The 22,218-nt window shown below is 48.4% G+C and carries 21 protein-coding genes; all 21 read right to left on the bottom strand.

The genetic code is table 11. The annotated features are described in order from the left end of the window. Positions 1-53: 53 nt before the first annotated feature. The 21 genes from M3661_RS04395 to M3661_RS04290 all read right to left on the bottom strand — a co-directional run bounded on the left by M3661_RS04395 (position 54) and on the right by M3661_RS04290 (position 22,149). Entirely contained in the window at positions 54-545 is a 492-nt protein-coding gene (locus M3661_RS04395; RefSeq protein WP_021256741.1) for a DivIVA domain-containing protein, read from the bottom strand. A gap of 89 nt (positions 546-634) precedes the next feature. Beyond that, positions 635-1,426 (bottom strand): YlmH family RNA-binding protein, encoded by a 792-nt coding sequence (locus M3661_RS04390; RefSeq protein ID WP_065292684.1) that lies wholly within the window; start codon positions 1,424-1,426, stop codon positions 635-637. A gap of 19 nt (positions 1,427-1,445) precedes the next feature. Next, positions 1,446-1,718, bottom strand: coding sequence for a YggT family protein (locus tag M3661_RS04385; RefSeq protein WP_036592436.1), 273 nt, complete (start codon positions 1,716-1,718; stop codon positions 1,446-1,448). A gap of 2 nt (positions 1,719-1,720) precedes the next feature. Beyond that, positions 1,721-2,173 (bottom strand): cell division protein SepF, encoded by a 453-nt coding sequence (locus M3661_RS04380; protein WP_021256744.1) that lies wholly within the window; start codon positions 2,171-2,173, stop codon positions 1,721-1,723. Positions 2,174-2,320: 147 nt separating this feature from the next. Further along, the gene (locus M3661_RS30665; protein WP_397376487.1) at positions 2,321-2,440 is read right to left on the bottom strand and encodes a hypothetical protein; all 120 of its coding nucleotides are present in this window, start codon (positions 2,438-2,440) and stop codon (positions 2,321-2,323) included. 121 nt (positions 2,441-2,561) lie between these two features. Beyond that, positions 2,562-3,419, bottom strand: a complete 858-nt coding sequence (gene pgeF, locus M3661_RS04370) for a peptidoglycan editing factor PgeF (protein ID WP_065292685.1) — start codon at positions 3,417-3,419, stop codon at positions 2,562-2,564. Positions 3,420-3,468: 49 nt separating this feature from the next. After that, on the bottom strand, positions 3,469-3,756 hold the full coding sequence (locus tag M3661_RS04365; RefSeq protein WP_036592529.1) for a YlmC/YmxH family sporulation protein: 288 nt from the start codon (positions 3,754-3,756) through the stop codon (positions 3,469-3,471). Between the two features lie 141 nt (positions 3,757-3,897). Further along, the gene (gene sigG / locus M3661_RS04360; RefSeq protein ID WP_005548072.1) at positions 3,898-4,680 is read right to left on the bottom strand and encodes an RNA polymerase sporulation sigma factor SigG; all 783 of its coding nucleotides are present in this window, start codon (positions 4,678-4,680) and stop codon (positions 3,898-3,900) included. Positions 4,681-4,810: 130 nt separating this feature from the next. After that, positions 4,811-5,533 (bottom strand): RNA polymerase sporulation sigma factor SigE, encoded by a 723-nt coding sequence (gene sigE / locus M3661_RS04355; protein WP_028531271.1) that lies wholly within the window; start codon positions 5,531-5,533, stop codon positions 4,811-4,813. A 97-nt stretch (positions 5,534-5,630) separates the two neighbouring features. Then, complete coding sequence (gene spoIIGA, locus M3661_RS04350) at positions 5,631-6,620, bottom strand: sigma-E processing peptidase SpoIIGA (protein WP_065292686.1); 990 nt, start codon at positions 6,618-6,620, stop codon at positions 5,631-5,633. 238 nt (positions 6,621-6,858) lie between these two features. Continuing rightward, positions 6,859-7,992, bottom strand: coding sequence for a cell division protein FtsZ (gene ftsZ / locus M3661_RS04345; protein ID WP_065292687.1), 1,134 nt, complete (start codon positions 7,990-7,992; stop codon positions 6,859-6,861). Positions 7,993-8,044: 52 nt separating this feature from the next. Next, positions 8,045-9,289, bottom strand: coding sequence for a cell division protein FtsA (ftsA, locus tag M3661_RS04340; RefSeq protein ID WP_021256750.1), 1,245 nt, complete (start codon positions 9,287-9,289; stop codon positions 8,045-8,047). A 279-nt stretch (positions 9,290-9,568) separates the two neighbouring features. Beyond that, positions 9,569-10,501, bottom strand: a complete 933-nt coding sequence (locus M3661_RS04335; protein WP_065292688.1) for a cell division protein FtsQ/DivIB — start codon at positions 10,499-10,501, stop codon at positions 9,569-9,571. A 113-nt stretch (positions 10,502-10,614) separates the two neighbouring features. Beyond that, entirely contained in the window at positions 10,615-11,898 is a 1,284-nt protein-coding gene (gene murA / locus M3661_RS04330; protein WP_065292689.1) for a UDP-N-acetylglucosamine 1-carboxyvinyltransferase, read from the bottom strand. Between the two features lie 744 nt (positions 11,899-12,642). Further along, positions 12,643-13,749, bottom strand: coding sequence for an undecaprenyldiphospho-muramoylpentapeptide beta-N-acetylglucosaminyltransferase (murG, locus tag M3661_RS04320; protein ID WP_065292690.1), 1,107 nt, complete (start codon positions 13,747-13,749; stop codon positions 12,643-12,645). A 5-nt stretch (positions 13,750-13,754) separates the two neighbouring features. Further along, a complete protein-coding gene (spoVE, locus tag M3661_RS04315; protein ID WP_021256754.1) occupies positions 13,755-14,852 on the bottom strand; it encodes a stage V sporulation protein E in 1,098 nt (365 codons plus the stop codon). A 47-nt stretch (positions 14,853-14,899) separates the two neighbouring features. Continuing rightward, positions 14,900-16,318 (bottom strand): UDP-N-acetylmuramoyl-L-alanine--D-glutamate ligase, encoded by a 1,419-nt coding sequence (murD, locus tag M3661_RS04310; protein ID WP_065292691.1) that lies wholly within the window; start codon positions 16,316-16,318, stop codon positions 14,900-14,902. Positions 16,319-16,321: 3 nt separating this feature from the next. After that, positions 16,322-17,284 (bottom strand): phospho-N-acetylmuramoyl-pentapeptide-transferase, encoded by a 963-nt coding sequence (gene mraY / locus M3661_RS04305; RefSeq protein WP_065292692.1) that lies wholly within the window; start codon positions 17,282-17,284, stop codon positions 16,322-16,324. Between the two features lie 27 nt (positions 17,285-17,311). Then, positions 17,312-18,718 carry a UDP-N-acetylmuramoyl-tripeptide--D-alanyl-D-alanine ligase gene (locus tag M3661_RS04300; RefSeq protein ID WP_251482607.1) on the bottom strand — a complete coding sequence of 469 codons (1,407 nt, stop codon included), beginning with the start codon at positions 18,716-18,718 and terminating at the stop codon, positions 17,312-17,314. Further along, a complete protein-coding gene (locus M3661_RS04295; RefSeq protein WP_175400559.1) occupies positions 18,715-20,202 on the bottom strand; it encodes a UDP-N-acetylmuramoyl-L-alanyl-D-glutamate--2,6-diaminopimelate ligase in 1,488 nt (495 codons plus the stop codon). Before M3661_RS04295 ends, M3661_RS04300 begins: the two co-directional genes overlap by 4 nt. A gap of 12 nt (positions 20,203-20,214) precedes the next feature. Next, positions 20,215-22,149, bottom strand: a complete 1,935-nt coding sequence (locus tag M3661_RS04290; protein ID WP_065290516.1) for a stage V sporulation protein D — start codon at positions 22,147-22,149, stop codon at positions 20,215-20,217. Positions 22,150-22,218: the final 69 nt, after the last annotated feature.

Genomic DNA, 22,218 nt, shown 5'->3' with positions numbered 1-22,218 from the left:
AATACATATTTATATCGTGTTTTGCGGCAAATGTCAATCAGCCGCCCCTACGACTAATACAATTCTTTAACTTCCTTCACTTCTTCACGCTCAAGCGCATCCCAGCCGTCTTGATTGAGCAGCTCCATCTGAGCCTCAACCAATGTGCGGAAGCGTGCACGATAGATCGAGGATTGCTTCTTAAGCTCCTCAACTTCCAACGCAACTTTGCGCGACTTCGCCAGTGCATCGTTCACGATGCGATCTGCATTTTTCTCAGCTTCTTTGACGATAAGCTGTGCTTCCTTCTTCGCATTGCTCTTCACTTCATCCGCAGCTTCTTGTGCAACGATGATCGTTTTGCTCAAGGTTTCCTCAAGATTCGCGAAATGGTCAAGCTTGTCCTGCAAGGAGTTTGCATGGTTTTGCAGTTCCTTGTTCTCGCGAATTAGCGCTTCATAATCTTTAATAATCTGATCGAGGAACTCGTTAACAGCGTCCTCATCATAACCGCGCAGCTTGCGGCTAAATTCCTTGTTATGTATGTCTAGTGGTGTCAATGGCATCGTGTGCACCTCCTCAAAATTACAAAAGCATGCGGCAAATCATGTCTTTTCGAACCCTCTTAGCTGCAAACGTACAAACTACAGCGAGCTCAACGTGTATAAGTACCTACCGAAATACGCATGCGGCCTTTTTTCGATACGCCTTCAATTTCTATTACTTTGAATCGTCCGAACCCTTGCAAGGAGACAACATCCCCCGCTTGGAGCTGGGTGGACGGATTTTCTTCTACCTTCCAGTTCACCTTGCATCTCCCCGCCTTGATCGGGGTTACGATCTTCGTTCGGCTAAGTCTGAATACATCGCTGGAAATACCATCCAATCGAAGGGATGCAACACTTATGGACATCATATTCAGCTCTGCATGAGCAGTCCGAAGCTCGGATAATGGGACAATCTCGGTCATTACATTCACGCGATGTACCTGACGCAGATGTGTATCGAGAAAAGCCCCAATTTCTTCTGTGATCACAATATGGCAACGATCATCGTTAACGTGAATATCGCCAATTTTGTCTCGCTTTATGCCAAGCCCGAGCACAGCTCCCAAGAAATCGCCATGCTCAAGCTGCCCCCAATTGCGGTCGGAAGAAGTAATTTGAAGGACTTGCATCCCCATTTCTTCTCCGTCTGCGTATACATAATCGGGAGCAATGAGCGCACGCTTGCGTTCGGCCTGCTCATGCCCTCCATCCAAGCGCAGCTGAACATCAGCATTCCGATTGACCAATGTAGCCACAATAAAAGCTTGTCTCGGATCCAAAAAATCAGTACGACGGATCTCGTGGACTTGCGCCGCACGTTCCACCCACTCCGCAGCGCGATCGACAAACACACGCTCATCAGGGTGAAAGTGCGTATAAATATTTTCATTTGCTGTCATCACTAGCACTCACCTATTGCTAAATAAAATACTGAAGTACAGCAATTACACCTCTGTACACGAACTCAAGCGTGAACAATGCCACGATTGGGGAAATGTCCAGCATCCCGCCGATTGGCGGAATAATACGGCGGAACGGAGCCAAATAAGGCTCAACAATCTTGCCTAGAATTTCGCCGATAAAGCTCTCGCGTACATTAGGTACCCAAGACATCAAAATATAAACAATAATTAACCATCTGTATATGTTGAACAGGTAATACACGTATTCAGCTATCTGATACTCCAACAAGGTCACCTCGTTTGCATGTTTTCGTAATCGTCGTGTAGGATTTCTGTGATGGAACCTTGAATTTCAACCTGCTCGGGGGTACACACGAATATATTTCCACCAACCTTGGATATGTTTCCGCTTAATGCATAGACCGTGCCACTCAAGAAATCAATAATCCGAAAAGCTTGATCCTTCCGAACTCTTTGCAAATTCACGATAACCGAGCGCCGTGAACGCAAGTGATCCGCAATCTCTTGGGCCTCATCATAAGAACGCGGCTCATATAGCACCATCTTGGAGGACTTCTGTGAGTGTATGCTCACTACATTAGCAGCCTTAGAGGATTTGCGCTGGTCAAAATTCGGCGCTTCTACCTCTTGCTCGTTCATATCCGTTACTACCTTCTCACGCTCAATGATTTCTTCTTCTTCTTGAAGTCCTAGAAAATTCATAAATCGGTTCATTACACCCATTACGTTTCCCCTTCCTTCCCAACTAGGACGGATCCAAATCTCAGCCATGTCGCCCTCTCTTCCACAGCGACTTCAAAATCATTGGGCATCCCCATCGATAAGTGCGGCAATGATATGGACAACGATGATCCAAATTCGTCTCGCAACTCACGTAATATGCCGTAATCTGCGAAATAAGGGTCTCGTCTGTTCCGGTTCAGCTTCGTATGGAGCCATCGTCATTAGTCCAATCGGCTCAATATGAGGAAACGCGCGCAATTGCTCCACAAATGCCGCGGCTTGTTCCGGTTCTAATCCATGCTTGGATTCCTCACCCTAGATATTCACCTGAATGAAGCAGCGAATGTTCCGCCCTATAGCTTCGATTCGTTGCTGCAGCGTCATTCTGTCATCCCTTCTTCCAGCCAATCCAACTCATCATGCGACCGGTCGTCCCGCCCTCCATTCGGTGGGAATAGAACATATCTATATTGCAGCCGGTGCACAGTGTAGTACATTCGATATTTGTTGCCAAAATTCCTGCTTGGATCAACAAATGTCGATTCAATTCACGCAAATCAAGCATAGCATGCCCAGATGTTGTCGGACGGATGATATCATTCTGAACTTGCTCCGCTTGTGGATCGCCTGCGAGCACACGCCGCACTTCGCCAATTACGCGCTCGTCCACCTCATAGCAGCAGGAGCCAATCGATGGTCCAATCGCTGCTTGAATATGCTCAATACGGCAGCCAAACTGATCCTGCATCTTATGTACCGTTGCAGCGCCAATATTGCTGACGGTTCCTTTCCACCCTGCATGTGCAAGACCGACCACGCGCTGGATCGGATCTAAGAACATCAATGGAACACAGTCGGCATAAAATGAAGTCAATAGAACTCCCGTAACATCAGTAACCAAAGAATCCGTATTTTGAATCGCATCTTCACGATTCAGCCTTCCTTTTCCTCGTTCTTCCTCTGTAACGACATGAACATGACTTCCATGCACCTGCTCACCACATGTCCATGCTTCAAATGGCATGCCGCACGCTTTGGCGACAAGCTCGCGATTATGGATGACATCTGCCTCATTATCGTGTACATGCAGCGCACAATTCAATGAGTTAAAATGCTCACTGCTCACGCCGCCATTTCTTGTTGTGAAACCAGCCGTCAACTCTGGATAAGCCTCTGTCCATTTCTTGACATTCAATAGGACAGGCCCTTCTGCTGCCTCAGGCTTCTGTAATTGAAATGGTTCCATGACGATAATCACCTCACCGTACAGTTTACCACAAACCGAACGGTGAAGCCTATTGTTTCTGTACAAAGGCAGTGCTGTCATATTCTTCAGTTCGCGCCTGCTTCATTTCCTCCATTTTCACCAGAACGACATCAGCGCCGATCTTAACAATATTTCGCCAAGGAATGATCAACTCGCTTCCGCCACCGAACAACCCCATGAACTTACTGTAATTGGGAACAACGATGGATTCAATTCTTCCCTGTTTCATATCGAGCTCTACATCGCTTACTTGACCTAATTTCTTGCCGTCGATAATGTTGATTACATCCTTCGTTTGAAAATCAGAAATTTTCATCGCAATCACCATTCCACTAGGAATTTGACCGTAGCCAGCGTACATACCTTAGTATATGAATGCATTGGGCAAAATGCCCTGACAGACATAAAAAAAAGCCGCCGCTTAACCGCGGACGGCTTATCTGTTCAAACTAGGTATTTACGTGCGAACATGCTTCTGCATCTGATTGATTGCGGATTTCTCTAGCCTAGATACTTGCGCTTGTGAAATGCCAATCTCGTCTGCAACTTCCATTTGGGTTTTGCCTTCGAAAAAACGCATCGATAAAATCATCTTCTCACGTTCGTTCAACTTCCGCATTGCCTCACGCAGCACGATCTCTTCGATCCATGACACGTCCTTATTCTTCTCATCGCTAATTTGATCCATCACATAAATCGGATCGCCGCCATCATGATAAATTGGCTCGAACAAGGACACAGGATCTTGAATCGCATCAAGTGCGAACACGACATCTTCCTTCGGAACATTCAACGCCTCCGAGATTTCGTGAATCGTCGGTTCACGAGAATTCTGATTGGTTAAGGAGTCACGCACTTGCAATGCTTTATACGCGATGTCCCGCAAGCTTCTGGACACCCGGATTGGGTTATTGTCCCGCAAGTATCTGCGAATTTCTCCGATAATCATCGGAACCGCATATGTAGAGAATTTAACATTCTGACCAAGGTCGAAGTTGTCAATGGCTTTCATTAATCCAATACAGCCAACTTGGAATAAGTCATCAACGAATTCGCCTCGGTTGTTAAATCGCTGGATCACACTCAATACGAGCCTCAAATTACCGTTTACCAGCTTCTCCCGAGCCGATAGCTCATTTCGCTCCTGTAATGACACGAACAATTCCCTCATTTCGGCGTTCGTGAGGACGGGCAACTTCGATGTATCGACACCGCAAATTTCGACTTTGTTTCGGGTCATTCGTATTACCTCCCAGGGATGAAACATTAATGTACATTATCTCCCCGGGGTGCTTTTTTATTCCTGCGTTTCCTGCGCCTGATTAGTTCCGATTGAGCCGTATTCCGCACCCGTTCAAGCAGTGAAACGTTTACACCATCTTATTAAATTCTTTGCGCAAACGCTTAATAATCCGTTTCTCAAGCCGGGAAATATACGACTGGGATATGCCCAGCATATCGGCCACATCCTTCTGTGTCTTCTCTTCTCCATCTGTCAATCCGAAGCGCAGCTCCATGATCATTCGTTCCCGATCACTTAGCTTATCCAAGGCTTTGTGCAGCAGTTTGCGGTCAACCTGCTCTTCAATATTTTTATAAATTGTATCGTTCTCTGTTCCGAGCACATCCGATAACAGCAATTCGTTGCCATCCCAATCAATATTGAGCGGCTCGTCGAAGGATACTTCCGTTCTTGTCTTGCTGTTACGTCGCAAATACATCAAAATTTCATTTTCGATACAGCGCGATGCGTACGTAGCAAGCTTGATTTTCTTTTCTGGATCAAAGGTGTTAACAGCCTTAATCAGTCCAATAGCACCGATCGAGACCAAATCTTCAATATGGATGCCTGTATTTTCAAATTTGCGCGCAATATAAACAACGAGACGCAAATTACGCTCAATCAACATTGCTCGTACCGCTGACTCCCCGGTCGACAGCCGTGACAGCAAAAATTCCTCTTCTTCCCTTGTTAAGGGTGGAGGCAGCGCCTCGCTTCCGCCAATATAATAAATCTCATCCCGCTTCAGTCCTAGCCAGAATAACAGCCGATAATAGTGAAGCTGCATCCTCAGTTTCCATTGCAAACGCATCGCCAATCCTCCTACAACTTAGTGATGACAGGGTCGTTCGTATAGGTACATCAGTATAATCGATAGAATAATAGCAATGTTCATCCTAGCAGGCCGCTTACGAAGCGCGGTGAGTAGAATCCGGCATAGCATGATAGGCAGACTCATTCTCTGAAGTTTGCAGCAAATCTGGATGCACGATAGCTTGGAAGGCACCATCATGTGACAATGTCCCGCCATCCAACCCGATAATTACTTTCGTACATAGATAAGTCTCGTTCTCTGTGCTTATCCGAACCGAATCCGGACGCAGTCCCATCATCCACTGCATGTCACGATTCACCCCACGATAAGGGATGAGCCGTAGCCGGGATTCGTCCAGCATTCCTCCGTCTTCACTTGTTCCCTTCCAAGACTGAAGCATATCAAATGGCTGCTCTGACCGAAGCCTCTTCAACCATTCAGAAGGCAGAACGCCCTCCCACAGCCTCGACTCCGTTACCACTACAGGCGCTCCTCCTAGTGGGTCTCGCAGATGATTTCCCGTATCTACGAGTCCTGTACAATGTCGAACTGTATCGCCTATATAGATATCCAATTGCACCAGCTGCTTCACTACCTGCTGCTGTCTTGTACTATGTCGCCATACGAGACGGAATAATGCGTAAGAGGCAGGAAGAGCTACTACGAGAAAGCCGATTCCAGCTTGAAAGGTAGTGCGATGAGCATCCATCCATTGTGTCGCACGATCGGATATTGTCCAAGCCCGCGCATCCTGCAGCAAATATTGCAGCCCAAATGCCCCGCCAGCAATGACAAAGGCCGAAAAATAAAAGACAGCAACATTTTTAAGAAAATATCCGGCATTCTGAAATCCAAACGCCAAGATGATCATAAGAATAGATAAGAGTAATTTGCCAACATACGTATAGAGGATCGGATAAGAAGGAATAAAGAGCACTGCTGCATACGCAGTACCCAAGCCTGCTGCGGCAACGATCCGCCAGCGCGAAAACTGGATTCCACGGATCTTCGCAGTCATTCGCAGCAGCGTCCAATCCAATACTAAGTTTAGGCCGAAAAGAAGATCGGCATAGATGACGGTCAATGCGCTTCCCTCCTTTTTCTGCCGCCAACTATTGGGAAGTTATTAATTAGTATAAAGAGTGATGTATTCGAAGTCTGTCTAATGATGGGTGTGGAATGGCACTTTTTTTGTCGATCATTCCAATCTTCATCGGGAAGGACCATTAGATAACAGCGCTAGTCGCCGTCGGAGGTAGTTGTGGAAAATGCAAAAAGCGTCTGCCCTTAACGGGCAGACGCTTATAGTAAAGTAGTACGTATTATTCGTTATTTGTGCTGCGTGGACGGTTACGCAAAAACGTCGGAATATCCAGCTGATCAGACGCTGGTTGATTGCCGAACGGGCGCAAGGTAGACGAGGAACGAGATTCCTGAGATTCGCCAGAGCTTGAACTAGTCGAGCCAGTAGCTGGACGACGTCCTGGAATTGGCGCAGCCGGCTTGCTCTCGAATCCTGTCGCAATAACCGTAACTTTAATATCGTCCTTCATATTCTCATCGATGATCGCACCGAAGATCATATTTACTTCCACATCGGAAGCTTCCGTAACGATTTCTGCTGCTTCATTGACTTCATACAAGGACAGATTTGCGCCACCTGTAATGTTCATGATAACACCACGAGCACCATCAATGGAAGTCTCGAGCAATGGACTCATGATCGCCTTGCGTGCAGCTTCAGCAGCACGGTTCTCACCGTTCGCAACACCAATCCCCATCAAGGCAGAACCACGCTCAGTCATAATCGTCTTCACGTCCGCGAAGTCCAAGTTGATAAGACCTGGTACCTGGATCAAGTCAGAAATACCTTGCACAGCTTGACGGAGTACGTTATCAACCTCGCGGAAAGCTTCCAGCATTGGTGTCTTCTTGTCTACGATTTCTAGCAAACGGTCATTCGGGATTACGATAAGCGTATCTACCTTTTCCTTCAATGCTTCGATACCGATTTCTGCTTGCGAAAAACGCTTGCGGCCTTCGAATGTGAATGGACGCGTAACGACACCAACAGTCAATGCGCCGCATTCCTTCGCGATCTCAGCAATTACAGGAGCAGCACCAGTACCTGTTCCGCCTCCCATACCGGCAGTAACGAATACCATGTCTGCACCTTTCAGCGTATTGCTGATCAACTCGCGGGATTCTTCTGCAGCCTTCTTCCCTACTTCTGGGTTCGCACCTGCACCAAGACCGCGCGTCAATTTGTCGCCGATCTGCAGCTTGTGCTCGGACTTCGCAAAGTGAAGCGCCTGCGCATCCGTATTTACTGTAATAAATTCAACGCCCTGAACGCCATTATCAATCATTCGGTTAACCGCGTTGCTACCGCCGCCACCGACACCAATAACTTTAATTTGGGCCAACTGTTCCATCTCAAATTCAAATTCCAACATGAGTCCTCCATCTCCTCTTCATTGTGCACCGATGGCCTGAAGTCAACTTTTATTAAATGAATTCACTAAACATATTTTTTAACCGATCAATGAAGCTAGGTTTGTTTGATGATTCCATTGGAGTTGGCTTCCGAGTTGCCGCTTTCTTGGCGCCACCTGCACTGCGTGGACGAACGGAGCGCAACACATGATGCAATACCCCAACACCGCTTACGAATCCTGGATCGCGTACACCAATAAAGTCAGGTACCGCGATTCGTACCGAAGTCTGCATGGCAGCTTGGGCGGACTTCAGAACTCCAGGCATAGATACTGTGCCTCCAGACAGAATATACCCACCTGGCAGTTCCGTGAAGCCTAGTCGCTTCACTTCATTTTTGACAAGCTGGAATATTTCTTCCATACGCGGTTCGATGATGTTGGCAAGGAATACTTGATTGAATTCCTTCTCCACATTGCTGCCGATACGCGTTACTTTGAACACATGATCCTCTAGCGCGTCCTCAATCCATGCACAGCCGAACTTCAGCTTTACTTTCTCTGCATGGTCAGACATGGTTCGAAGACCATATGCGATATCGTTCGTAACGAAGTCCCCGCCAATAGGCAATGTAGACGTAGCAGCAAGCGTTCCATCTTGGAACACAGCAATAGTTGTAGCACCTGCACCGACATCTACAAGGACGGAGCCCATCATCTTCTCATCTTTAGACAATGCCAACTGCCCTCCGGCAAGAGACATTAATATTAGATCCTTGACATGCAAGCCAGCCTTCTCCACACAACGCAACAAGTTATGTACAGCTGTCTTCGCCCCAGTTATAATCGTGGCATCGACTTCCAAGCGAACACCTATCATGCCTCGAGGATCATGAATATCCTCCAGTCCATCAACAACATATTGCTTTGCAACCACGTCGATGATTTCACGTTCTGGTGGCAAAGCAATAACTTCTGCTGCTTTGAGCACACGCTCAATATCCTCTTCGCCAATCTCACGGTCTTCATTCGATACCGCGACAACTCCATGGCTGGATTGCAAGCCGATATGATTGCCTGATATGCCTACGTACACTTCCGTAATTTCAATGCCGACCATTCGCTCCGCATGCTCCACCGCATTACGAATTGACTGGACAGTCTGATCAATATCTACAATCGCACCTTTGCGAATACCTTCTGAGTCAGCAGATCCAACGCCGATAATTTGCAGCGTTCCGTTGTTAATTTCCCCGATGATAGCGCGCACTTTGGATGTACCGATGTCCAAACTCACAATGATGTCATTGCTGCTCAACCCGTGGCACCTCCTAGTTCCCAATCAATTGGTATGTTTGTATCCCCGGACACTTTGTATGTATTCAACAAAGTTTAGTCATTCCCTCTTTTTTCTACAAATTTTTTGAAGACAAATTCCTTCCATATAAGCAGTAACCGTCTTCTTTCTTAAAAACGTGAAGAAAAAAGAAGGAGAGAACGGAAATACCCATAAGTTTTATTCTAGCATTTTTTCCGTTTATTGAGTAGAGTTTTTTTATCTCTCCATATTTTGCTCATTCATGGATGAACCATTGTCTTATTCCGTTTCCTTGTTTGTTTCTTGGCCTTTCTCAGGTTCCTTTATATCATTCTCTGCGTCAGCTCCTTTTTCCTGCTCAGATCCACGTACTTTCTCATTTGTATTCTCCGAGCCGGTGCCTTCCTTATTCTGCTCTGAGCTTTCAGCTTCTCCCTTGTCCTCTTTGGCTCCCTCGATAGCCTCGATGTCATTTGGCAGGCTGGAATACGGAATATACGAGTCTGCCTTCAGCATCGTTATCCGTCCAGGAGACTGAGATTCCACGACACCGCTCAAGTAAGCTATCTTATCAGGAAGTAGAGGCACAGTCGTAACCACTTCGAACCCAGAACGTGTATACATCTTAATCCGATCAGGATAAGAAGAGGACGGGTAGTAGCGGATCTCCGAAATATCAGCCAGCAGCCCTCTTGGCGTAGCCGCAAGTGCTTTGCTTAGCTCGGTCTTCAATTCGGCTTGACCTTCCCACTGTGTAAGAACCGGCTTCTCCAGTACAAGCTTCTGCTTGTCCTTCAGCGAGATCACCGCACCGTTCTCCAAGCATGCTTGGATGCTCCCATCTTCCGTCAACTCATAAGCAACTGGAGCATATTCTTGAATATAAATTTCAATGACACTTGGGAACTGCTTGTCCACTTGAACCGATTTGACAAATGGGAACTCCGCCTTGATTCGTTCCGCAACAGAACTTTCACTCGTTCCGAAATACGGTTCACCCGGCTTCACACCACTGCTGCTGCTTAATTGTTCATAACTGACGAGGTGATTCCCAATCCAGCGAACTTCTTTTATTTTACTGATTGATGACCTGAAGAACAGGACAACAAGCAGCACAACTAGAAGGAAGAGGAGCAGCCATTTCACTCTGACACCTATCCGTTTCTTCCTCACCGGCTTATCAGGCAGCGGGGGTATCGTTCTCAATGACACTGGATTCATCCCCTTCTATCAATACACATTTCAAAGTAACTAGAAACATCAATATGAGAATTACTACAGTCCCCTTCCGTATCAAAGAAGGGGACCGAGTATAAATTATTGCATTATCCGTTGGCAATATCAAGCTTAGGCACAGACGTGATTCGTTCAATCTTCGCGCCGAGCCTAGTAAACATATGCTCGATACTGTCGTATCCGCGATCAATGTGATGAACATTCTCTACGACGGTACGACCGCTTGCGGCAAGCCCAGCAATAACGAGCGCCGCTCCTGCGCGCAGGTCGGTTGCCTCGACTGTCGAACCATACAATTCTGGCACACCTTTGATAAATGCATTACTCAGATCAACCCGAATATCTGCTCCCATTCTGGCGAGTTCCTCGACATGCCGGAAACGGCCTTCAAATACCGTCTCCTTCATCACACTTACCCCATCAGCAAGTGACAGTAACACCATCAGCTGAGATTGCAAATCAGTCGGGAACGCAGGATATGGCGACGTTACAATTCGCTCTACAGCCTTCGCTCTACCAAAGCTAGTTACGTTGATTATACCATCACTCGTTGCGATCTGAACACCGGCGCGGCGCAGGATATGGATTAGCGAAGTCAAGTGGCTCGCATGCGCATTGGTCAGCGTTACTGCTCCTCGGGTTGCCGCAGCGGCTATCATGAGCGTACCCGCTACAATGCGATCAGGCATCACTTCATATTGGCTTCCTCTTAGCTTCGTAACGCCTTCAACGACAATTGTGTCTGTACCGGCTCCTGACACCTGTGCACCCATGCTGTTCAGAAAATGCTGCAAGTCAACAATTTCCGGTTCTCTTGCTGCGTTCGTTATGACACTCGTTCCTTCTGCGAGAACGGCTGCCATCATCACATTCTCCGTGGCACCAACACTTGGAAAATCAAGATGAATATCTGTCCCAATGAGCCGTTCTGCACGGCATGTGATTCGATTGCCGCAATGCTCCAGCTCTGCGCCTAATGACTGCAGTCCACGCAGATGCAGATCAATCTTCCTCTCACCGATTGCACAGCCACCTGGCTGATAGATGTGAACCTCCTTAAACCTTGCAAGCAGCGGCCCCATCAAGAAAATAGAAGAACGCATCTGGCGCATCAAATCCTCCGGCACATGCGTGGAATGAGCGCCTGACGTATCAATGGAGACCGTCCCTCCATCTTGGATCGTCCTGCAGCCCAGACTTCGCATAATGTGCTGCATGACTTCGATGTCTAGCAATTGCGGAACGTTCTCTAGCCTAACGATGCCATCGGTTAGAATCGAGGCTGCCATAATTGGTAAAGCGGCATTTTTAGCTCCTTGGATACGAATCGTACCAGATAGAGGCCTTCCACCCTCAATCACCAATTTGTCCAATGTGTCACCTCCGAGATTACCGCTCACCCACTACTCGATTTTCGGCACCAACGCTGCATGATTGTATCTCTTGAATCATCTGTTGAATGCACGCTATAAGGGCAAGCACGTCTGACGCTGTTGCTTGACCGGTGATAACAATGAAATTGGCATCCCCTATGCTGAAGAGCTTAGCGTCGCATTTCCGACAAACCTGTTAAGCAGCGCAGAGGGCCGTATGCGAAAAATGCACAGTTTCCGTCATTTCACTCACCAATTTCCCTATCCCAGTTCAATCTCAGCAGTATCAATTATTCGTGACACATCCGACCCGTTCGCTCCTGCACTCATGGATACGGCGCTTCAGACCGTTCATGAATGCGCTCAGCATATTCAAGCCTCGACAGCTCTACACTGTGTGTGGATAGCTCCATCTTCATGAATGGAGGGTCGCTCCAGCATACCAATTTGCCTTCCTCGCTTCCGTGGCAAAGCCACGCCACACCATCTCACAAGGATTGTGAGCTGCCGCCAGCTATACTTAGGTTCATATTCACAAGCCGTGCAATCTTGAAGAGTGTACGACGAGGCAGCGGTCTGGGGGAATCTGTCACGATGTATAGAGTATATTATGTTCGGGCGAAACGTTGTGTGACAGGAGCCCATTCCCGATTCTTCTACTATATGACGTCCTGACAATTTCAGGACAATAGCTGCATCAAACCCCTTAAGCTCGTAAATGAGGCACAAAAAAATCGGGCAAGCTTACTTGCCCGATAATCGTTGTAATTCAGCTACTACTCTTGCAGCTGCGTCTGGCTGTCCAAAAGACTTGGCAGCGTCAGACATGTTTTTTCGCTTCGCTTCATCAGTCATCAACGACTTGATATGGCCGAACAAAGCTTCTGTCGACAGTTCTTTCTCGGTAATCATAATGGCTGCTCCCTCATCCTGCAAGGAGCGCGCATTCGCTTCCTGGTGATTGTTCGTCACATTTGGCGACGGGATCAAGATGGAAGGAATTCCGAGAGCAGTCATCTCTGCAAGTGAAGAAGCTCCCGCTCGACTGACAGCGAGCGTTGTTGCCGCAAGCACTTCAGGCATGTTGCTGATGTAAGGCAGGACATGCAGATGATTGCGAACTGCATCACTCGTCTGCAGCACAGCCTTCCGTGTATTTTCATAATAGTTCTGCCCCGTCACATACACGAAGTGTACATCCGGCAATTGCTTCAGTAATGGCACCATGCCGATCATCGCTTCGTTCACTGCCTTTGCACCTCGGCTACCGCCTACGATGAGGACAATTCGGCTGTCGCTCGGCAATCCGAGAGTCGCGAAGCCGCGTGCTTTCTCCGCTTCCATCACTGCCGTTGCTCGCGGATTCCCACAATAAACTACGTTTTTTGCTTTCTTGAAATACGGAGCCGATTGCTCGAAGCTAACCGCAACTGTACTCGTATATCGGCTTAGAAACGTATTCGTCAAGCCTGGAATCACATTCTGTTCATGAATGACGGTCGGAATTCCAAGCTTCGCTGCAGCGTATACAACGGGACCGCACACATATCCACCCGTTCCAACGACTACATCAGGCTTGAATTCTCTCAGCATTTCTTTGGCCTTGCCTACACCGCGAATGAAACGCATGATCGTCTTGAAGTTTTCCATTGAAAGCTTGCGGCGAAATCCTGTAATTTCAATCGCCCGAAAATCCAAGCCCTCTTCAGGAACGAGACGGCTCTCCAATCCCTTCTCTGTTCCGATATATAAAAAAGCGCTGCCGGGATACTGCTTCTCGCATTCCCTTGCAATGGCGACTGCCGGGTAGATATGTCCACCTGTCCCGCCACCGCTGAGCACGACGCGCATGACTTTCACCTCGCATAACGTGATATATTCAGTAAAATTCCTAGTGCAGTCAGCATTAAGGTCAGCGACGAGCCACCATAACTAATTAATGGCAGCGTTATTCCCGTAACTGGCATGAGTCCAATTACGACACCAATATTGATGATCACTTGAACTGCCACAATTCCAACAATGCCTGCCGCCAGCAGGCTGCCGAATTTATCAGGCGCCGTCAGAGCAGTTCGCATACCTCGCCACACTAAGATAAGAAATAAAATCAAAACCGTAACTGCACCTAAAAATCCTAGTTCCTCTGCTAAAATCGAGAAGATAAAATCAGTTTGCGGCTCAGGCACATAGCTATATTTCTGGCGGCTTGCACCGAGGCCAAGTCCCATAAGACCGCCTGGCCCTATAGCAAATAACGACTGGATCGATTGGTATCCAGCCCCCAGCGGATCCTGCCAAGGATCAAGAAATGCGGTAATCCGCAGAAGCCGATAGGGCGCAGCGAGCACGAGTCCAACGAACCCAGCTACCCCAACTGCAGCAAGCGACAGCAAATGCTTCATCTGAGCTCCCGCCACAAAAATAACAAGCAGCACCGCACCAACCATGACCGTTCCTGTACCGAGATCCGGCTGCAGCATGATAAGTCCGAACGCCGTTCCCATAATCGCAAGCGGCGGCAGCAGCCCCTTTGTAAAGCTCGTAATGCTCGTTTGCTCCTCGGAGAGCATTTTGGCCATGAACAGAATCATCCCGAGCTTCATAAACTCGGACGGCTGTATGCCAAACGAACCGATGCCTAGCCAGCTTCGCGCCCCACCCCGAACATTGCCGATTCCCGGAATGAGAACAACAATCAGGAGCACGAAGCAAATAAGAAGTCCAATCTTCGCATATCGCTTCCATACGCGATAGTCCGTATTCATCGTAACGAACATCGCAGCAATCCCCAGCAGAGCAAACAGCAATTGACGCTTAACGAAGTAGAACGAATCTCCATATTCCCGGAAGGCGAGAACAGCACCGGCGCTGTATACCATAATCATACCGATCGATAGCAGGGACAGTACCGAGACGATTAGCCACAAATCGGGCGCAGTGCGTGCTTTGACCATGCGGTACACCTCTATTAGGACAATGTAGGGGCTTGAACACCCCCCTACTACAGACTATGCACCGCCGCTTTAAACATGCGTCCCCGATCTTCATAAGACGGGAACATGTCCCAGCTTGCACATGCTGGTGACAAGAGAATGATATCGCCTGGCTTCGCATAAGCGTGCGCCATATCGACAGCTTCCTTCACTGCGTCGGCTGCATGATCTACATTGTCGACGACAGATATATCCGTTAAACCTGCCTTCTCGGCAACTTGTTTCATAATGTGACGTGTTTGGCCCATCGTAACAACTGCCTTTACTCGCTCTCCCATAATGGGGATCAGCTCATGGAAGTCCAGCCCTCGGTCAAGTCCACCCGCAATAAGAATAATATTGCGTTCGAATGCGCCCAATGCCATCAGGGTAGCCTTCGTATTCGTAGCCTTGGAGTTATTGTAGTACTTCACACCGTCCTGCTCGCATACGAATTCAAGACGATGCTCTACCCCTTGGAACGAACGCAGAGGCTCTGCAAGTGCTGAAGGCTCTACACCCGCTGCAATCGAAATGGCACACGCTGCCAAGGCGTTGTCCACGTTATATCTTCCTGGAATGCCAAGTTCCACGACAGAAAGAATCCGATGCATTTGGCCTGTGCCATCTGCATAGACGATCATTCGCTCCTCTTCCTTCGCCTCAACCTCATAGGATGGCTCTACGAATACGCCGCGCTCCACGCGCTTCATCGAAGATACCCACCACTTCGTCGCTTGAATATCGGATGCAAGACTACAGCAAGTCTCATCATCTGCGTTCAGCACCGCAATATCTTCGCTTCCCATATTGGCGAATAATCGTGCCTTCGAATTGACGTAATCCTCCATCGAGCCATGATAGTCAAGATGTGTCTCAGCAATGTTAAGCAAGCATGCAATGCGAGGGCGAAAAGCGCTTGTCCCCTTCAACTGGAAGCTGCTGAGTTCCACAACCAGTGTATTGTCCTCGTTCGCATCCTGAGCCGCCTGACAAAGCGGAGTGCCTATGTTGCCTGCAACAATCGGCTTCATTCCTGCAGCTTCCAACGTCTTGCCTACCCATGTTGTCGTTGTCGTCTTCCCATTGCTTCCCGTAATCCCGATAATCGGAGCTAGACTCAGCTGATACGCAACCTCCACCTCCGTTACGACCTCGATGCCGAGTTCCACAGCGCGGGCTACTGGAGGAGCCGTATAGGGGATTCCCGGATTTTTGACTACAAGCGCTACCTGCTCATCGATCAAGTTATCTGGATGATGCCCGCATACAACACAAATGCCCAAAGCTTCTAATACCGAGGCTTCGGGGCACTTGTCGCGATCCTTCTTATCATTGACGGTGACAATCGCACCGAACTTGTGGAACAATTGCGCTGCGCTGACGCCGCTCTTGGCTAAGCCAAGTACGACGACGCGCTTCCCTTGATACGTTTCTGGGTGATTCATTCGTTACATCCCCTTGTTGATCCATAATCCAAGTCCGGCTAATACGATTCCCGCAAGCCAGAACGTAATAACTACTCGCCATTCCGACCATCCGCACAGTTCAAAGTGATGATGGATCGGGCTCATCTTGAACACGCGCTTGCCGCGTGTCTTGAAGGATACGACCTGAATAATTACCGACAGCATTTCAATGACGAAGATACCGCCAATAATAATGATGAGCAGTTCTGTCTTCGTTAGAATCGCTACCGCTGCAATGGCTCCACCAATCCCGAGCGAGCCTGTGTCGCCCATGAATACCTTAGCTGGATGCGCATTGAACACGAGGAACCCGAGTACTGCACCAACCATAGCTGCTGCGCTGACCGCAGCCGATATTTCCGATGCCTGCATCGCGATGATTGCAAATGCCGAGAAGGCAATCGCACTTGTACCGGCAAGCAAGCCATCCAAGCCATCTGTGAAGTTGACCGCGTTGCTCACGGCAAGCATCATCAGGACGATGAACGGATAGTAGAACCATCCGAAATCAAGCCCTAGAGACGTCCCTGGTATCGAAATAACTGTACTGTGACCGGACTGCCACAACAGGAAGCAAATGAGTCCCGCACATATGAGCTGTCCAATCAGCTTCTGCTTTGCAGTTAAACCGAGCGAACGTTTAAAAATAATTTTAATATAGTCATCTAAAAATCCAATTAAGCCAAATCCAAGTGTTGCGATAAGCAGCACATAGAAATCGGTATCCATCACCGAAAATTTAAGGAAAGAGAGAGCAAACGCAAGTAAGATAATTGCGCCACCCATCGTTGGCGTTCCTGCTTTTTTCAAATGAGCCTTCGGACCATCGTCACGAACCTGCTGACCAAACTTCAACCTACGAAGAAGCGGTATCGTTAACGGGCCCAATATGACGGCTAGGAGAAAAGATACACCGATTGTCATTAACATCAACTTGAAGTCCAATCCTTACACCTCCCGTTACACAACCCATTAATGATGGACACTAGTCCATTCATTAACAACTTCTTCTAGTTTCATTCCTCTGGATGCCTTCACAAGCACGGTATCACCCGCCTGAACATGCTGCAGCAGGCAAGCCTTCAATGCTGCCTTATCATCAAATGAATAAACGGCGTTCTCTGCAAAATGTTGCAGGGCACCCGATCCAATTTCACGGCCCAGTTCGCCATACGTGAGCAATAGATCCAAGCTGCCCGGGCTTATGGATGCTCCTACTTCATAGTGGAGCCTCGCCTCATCAGGGCCTAGCTCTAGCATATCGCCAAGAATCGCAATCCGCTTGCCGCCCTGCAGTCCAGCAAGCACGTCAAGCGCCGCCTTCGTCGCAGTCGGACTTGCATTATAGGCATCATTTAACAACACCCATCCGCCAGACGTAATCGTCCGTTCAAATCGCATCCCGCTTATTTGTGCATTGCCAAGACCATGCGCAATCTGCTCGTCAGCCAGACCGAACAAGCGGCCTATTGCAATAGCAGCCAACGCGTTAATGACATTGTGCTTGCCTAAGAGCGGAAGCTCGACAGTCAACGCCTTCTGACTGCCTGATGCCGCAACCGTGAATGTCGTCCCCGCCTCATGAAGATCGATATGCTCTGGTCGAACATCACACTGCATACCTGCACCGAAGCGAATAACTGACATATGCTCAGGCCGCTTCGTCGCTTCTTCTGAAAGTGCCATGTCAACGAGTGGTTCGTCTCCATGACAGATGAGCACTCCATTTTCTCGTAGTCCGCTAGTAATTTCTAGCTTAGCACGCGCAATCTCTTCCCGGGAACCAAGCTGCAGCAGATGCGCTTCCCCGATGTTTGTAATGACTGCTGCGTCAGGCTGAGCGATGGAAGACAGAAGTTCAATTTCACCTCTTCCACTCATCCCCATTTCGAGAACTGCAATTTCCGTATCTTTCGGCATGGACAATATCGTTAACGGAAGGCCAATATGATTATTGAAATTGCCATCCGTCTTGTGAACACGATAACGTTCCGCAATAACAGAAGCAATCATATCCTTCGTGGTCGTCTTGCCATTGCTGCCTGTAATGGCTACAACCTTAACCTGCTGCTGGGCTAAATAAGCTTGTGCCAGCCGCTGAAGCGCCTCTAATGTGTTGTCCACCATAATGAGCGGATAGCCTTGCGGCATATCATCATGATTGGACTGCCACATCGCAGCCGCTGCCCCATCCTTCAAGGCTTGATCCACATACAGATGTCCGTCGAATCGTTCCCCTTGAAGCGGCACGAACAATACACCAGAATCGATCTTGCGCGAGTTCGTGCTAACCCCTTTTACCGTGCGGTCTCCATAGGAGGGATCAGAGAGTGTCCCTCCACACAAGTCCGCTACTTCTCGTAACGTCGTTTCAATCACTGAACTTTGCCCCTTATCGCTTCTTTGGCCACCAAGCGGTCATCGAAGTCAAATGTTTCCTTGCCGATGATTTGGTAAGTTTCATGGCCTTTCCCCGCAATCAATACTACATCGTGCGGGCTTGCCATTTCAATAGCTTTCGTGATGGCAGCACGGCGATCAACGATGCATTCATAACGGCTTGGATCCAAGTTCACTTCATGAAGGCCCGCTACAATATCCTTAATAATCAAATCAGGGTCTTCCGTACGAGGGTTATCGGAAGTTACGATGGAATAATCCGCGTATTTCGCCGAGATTTTGGCCATCAGCGGACGCTTCGTACGATCTCGGTCTCCACCACAGCCAAATACACTGATGACACGTCCTTCAGCGAACTCCTTCACCGTCTGCAGCACATTCTCCAGTCCATCCGGTGTATGCGCGTAGTCCACGATCACGGCAAAGGATTGTCCTGCCTCAACAGCTTCTACACGCCCGTCAACCCCAGCAACACTTTCAAGGCTCACACGAATCGCATCCAGTTCGATGCCTTCAATGAGTCCTACAGCAATCGCTGCTAATGCATTGTACACATTGAACTTACCAACCATACGCAGCTGAATGTCTGCCGAGCCTCTGAATGAATGAACTGTGAAGCTCGTTCCTTTTGCCGTAATCCGAATATTCTCGGCACGAACATCCGCCTGCTCTGTCATGCCATACATGATCGTCTCAGCGGTTGTCATGCTTGCGAAGTATTCAGAAGCCGGATCATCTGCGTTGAGCACCGCATAGGAGCGATCTTCCTCAGCGTCAGAGAATGTATTGCCTAGCCGTGAGAACAACAGGCCTTTGGCTTCACGATATGCTTCCATCGTCTCGTGATAGTCCAGATGATCTTGTGTTAAGTTCGTGAAGACAGCCGTACGGAAACGGCAGCCTTGTACACGTCCCTGTACGAGTGCGTGGGAAGATACCTCCATAGCCACGGCATCTACACCCTCGTTCACCATGTCATGAAGCGACTTTTGCAGTTCGAAGGCATTCGGGGTTGTACGCGACATTGGGAATACCTTGCCTGCATAACGCATTTGAATCGTTCCGATGACACCTGCATTTCGCTTCGCATCATTCAAGATTTTTTCAATCAAATACGTGGTTGTTGTCTTACCGTTCGTTCCCGTAATGCCAATTAGATTCATACTGCGGCTAGGTGAACCATAGAACGCATCTGACAGTACTGCAAGTGCATGTCTAGCACTCTTCACAATCAATTGAGGAACTGGCAGTTCCAATTCACGTTCTACCACAAGTGCAGCTGCACCAGCTTGAACCGCCTGCTCTGCATAACGATGACCGTCTTCGGCCGTACCAGAAATACAGAAGAACAGATCCCCCTGCGCCACATGGCGTGAATCCATCGCGAGTCCTGTTACGACTGTATGTTCGTCTCCCTTGCACTTCGCTGTCAGCATTCGTGAGCAAGCTTCAGCCAATTGCATCTGTTGCATGAATTATTCCTCCGTCTCTTTCTCTTCTCCCATATAGATTCGTATCGTAGATCCTCGATCTACACGGGTTCCGGGCTTAGGCGCCTGATGAATAATGGTGTTGCCCGTACCGGATTTGGCTAATTGAAAATTCATATTCATATCTTCGTAGATATCAGTCAAGGTCTTCCCTACTAAGTTAGGAACGACAACAACCGGCGTCTCATCGAAACGATACTTGCGAGAAACTTGTTCCTTCCGCGGTTCAACGCCCATATAATGGAGCGTATCTTCCATAATCCGCTTCACAATCGGTGCGGCTACAAGACCACCGAATTGTATGCCTTGCGGATTATCAACTGCTGTATAGATAACAACCTTCGGGTCATCAGCAGGTGCGAAGCCAACGAACGATACAATATGCTCGTTCGGCGAATATCTGCCATTGATAACCTTCTGTGCGGTACCTGTTTTGCCACCAACGCGATAACCATCGATGAAAGCATTTCTCCCCGTGCCTTGAGCAACCACATGTTCAAGAGCATCACGCACCTTGCTTGAGGTCTCTGGACTGATGACTTGTCTGACCAATTCCGGCTTAATATCTTCAACAACCATCCCTGTCTCCGGCTGAATGAATGACTTCGCCACATGCGGCTTGAACAGCTTGCCTCCATTGATGGCCGCAGACACTGCCGTAATTTGCTGAATAGGAGTGACAGATACCCCTTGTCCGAACGCAGTAGTGGCAAGCTCAACGGGGCCTACCCGGCTCAGCTTGAACAAAATCCCACTTGCTTCTCCACTAAGGTCAATGCCTGTCTTCTGTCCGAAACCAAAGTTGCGTATGTAATCGAACAATGTCTCTTTACCCAGTCGATTGCCAAGTGCAACAAAGCCCGGATTGCACGAATTTTGGACGACTTCCAAAAAGGTCTGACTGCCATGACCCCCGCGTTTCCAGCAGCGCAGCTTCGCTCCACCGACTTCTACACGTCCAGGGTCAAAAAAATGTTCATTGTACAGATCAACCTTGCCCTCCTGTATCGCAGCAGCAAGCGTTATGATCTTGAACGTAGAACCCGGCTCATAAGTCATCCAAATGGGCAGGTTGCGATCATATACATCAGAGGGGAAGTCCTTATAATGAGCCGGATCGTAGCTTGGCTTGCTTGCCATTGCCAAAATTTCACCCGTATTCGGATCCATGGCAATCGCCAGCGCCTGATTCGGCTTCAATTCCTCCATCGCACGATCAAGTTCCCGCTCCATAATTGTCTGTATCTGCTTGTCAATCGTCAATTGCAAATTTAATCCATCTCGGGGAACGATGTACTTTTCTGAGGAATTCGGCATCTGATTGCCGCTTGCATCAGACAAATAAGCGATGTTCCCTCGCAAGCCGGTTAATGCAGAATCATACCTCTGTTCAATACCTGTCAACCCTTGATTGTCTATACCAGTGAAGCCGAGTATATGAGCCGCCAAATCGCCATAAGGATAATATCTTTTATTATCCTCTGCCACGACGATCCCCGGCAAGTTCAACTCCCGCACTTTTTCCGCTGTTTCAAGCGATATTTTACGACCGCCGCCCTTAATCTGCTTCACAGACTGCCCTTTCGCAATCATGCGCTCTACAACTTCCGTTTTCATCCCAAGGAGAGGTGCAATTTGTGCTGCAGTGGCTTTCTGGTCTTCAATTTGCACAGGAATAGCCCATATCGTTGGAGAACTGATATTGTAGGCGATTCTTTCGCCTTTGCGATCCAGTATCTCACCGCGCTTCTGGGAAATGGGAATCTCCCTCCGCCACGAATCTTCTGCCAGATTCGCCAGTTCTTTGCCCTCCCACAGCTGCACATACGCCAAGCGGACAATGAGCGCGATAAATCCAATCGATATGAGCACCATTCCAACGATTAACCTCTTACGGATCGTCACCCCTGTAACCTTCATATATACCCTCCCTCGTCCGACATCGGTTCATAAACAACCTATTCGGGACAACCAGCGGATAGAACAAGC

Source organism: Paenibacillus sp. MER 180 (assembly GCF_023713665.1).
Classification (GTDB): domain Bacteria; phylum Bacillota; class Bacilli; order Paenibacillales; family Paenibacillaceae; genus Paenibacillus_B; species Paenibacillus_B suaedae.
This window is presented reverse-complemented; position numbering and strand designations above follow the sequence as displayed.

What these genes read in the sequence shown, in the direction of transcription:
- M3661_RS04395 (WP_021256741.1), bottom strand. Translation starts at nt 545, where the DNA reads ATGCCATTGACACCACTAGACATACATAACAAGGAATTTAGCCGCAAG.
- M3661_RS04390 (WP_065292684.1), bottom strand. Translation starts at nt 1,426, where the DNA reads ATGACAGCAAATGAAAATATTTATACGCACTTTCACCCTGATGAGCGT.
- M3661_RS04380 (WP_021256744.1), bottom strand. Translation starts at nt 2,173, where the DNA reads ATGGGTGTAATGAACCGATTTATGAATTTTCTAGGACTTCAAGAAGAA.
- pgeF (WP_065292685.1), bottom strand. Translation starts at nt 3,419, where the DNA reads ATGGAACCATTTCAATTACAGAAGCCTGAGGCAGCAGAAGGGCCTGTC.
- M3661_RS04365 (WP_036592529.1), bottom strand. Translation starts at nt 3,756, where the DNA reads ATGAAAATTTCTGATTTTCAAACGAAGGATGTAATCAACATTATCGAC.
- sigG (WP_005548072.1), bottom strand. Translation starts at nt 4,680, where the DNA reads ATGACCCGAAACAAAGTCGAAATTTGCGGTGTCGATACATCGAAGTTG.
- sigE (WP_028531271.1), bottom strand. Translation starts at nt 5,533, where the DNA reads ATGCGTTTGCAATGGAAACTGAGGATGCAGCTTCACTATTATCGGCTG.
- ftsZ (WP_065292687.1), bottom strand. Translation starts at nt 7,992, where the DNA reads ATGTTGGAATTTGAATTTGAGATGGAACAGTTGGCCCAAATTAAAGTT.
- murG (WP_065292690.1), bottom strand. Translation starts at nt 13,749, where the DNA reads ATGCGCGTCGTGCTCAGCGGTGGCGGGACAGGTGGACATATCTACCCG.
- spoVE (WP_021256754.1), bottom strand. Translation starts at nt 14,852, where the DNA reads ATGGTCAAAGCACGCACTGCGCCCGATTTGTGGCTAATCGTCTCGGTA.
- murD (WP_065292691.1), bottom strand. Translation starts at nt 16,318, where the DNA reads ATGAATCACCCAGAAACGTATCAAGGGAAGCGCGTCGTCGTACTTGGC.
- M3661_RS04295 (WP_175400559.1), bottom strand. Translation starts at nt 20,202, where the DNA reads ATGCAATTGGCTGAAGCTTGCTCACGAATGCTGACAGCGAAGTGCAAG.
- M3661_RS04290 (WP_065290516.1), bottom strand. Translation starts at nt 22,149, where the DNA reads ATGAAGGTTACAGGGGTGACGATCCGTAAGAGGTTAATCGTTGGAATG.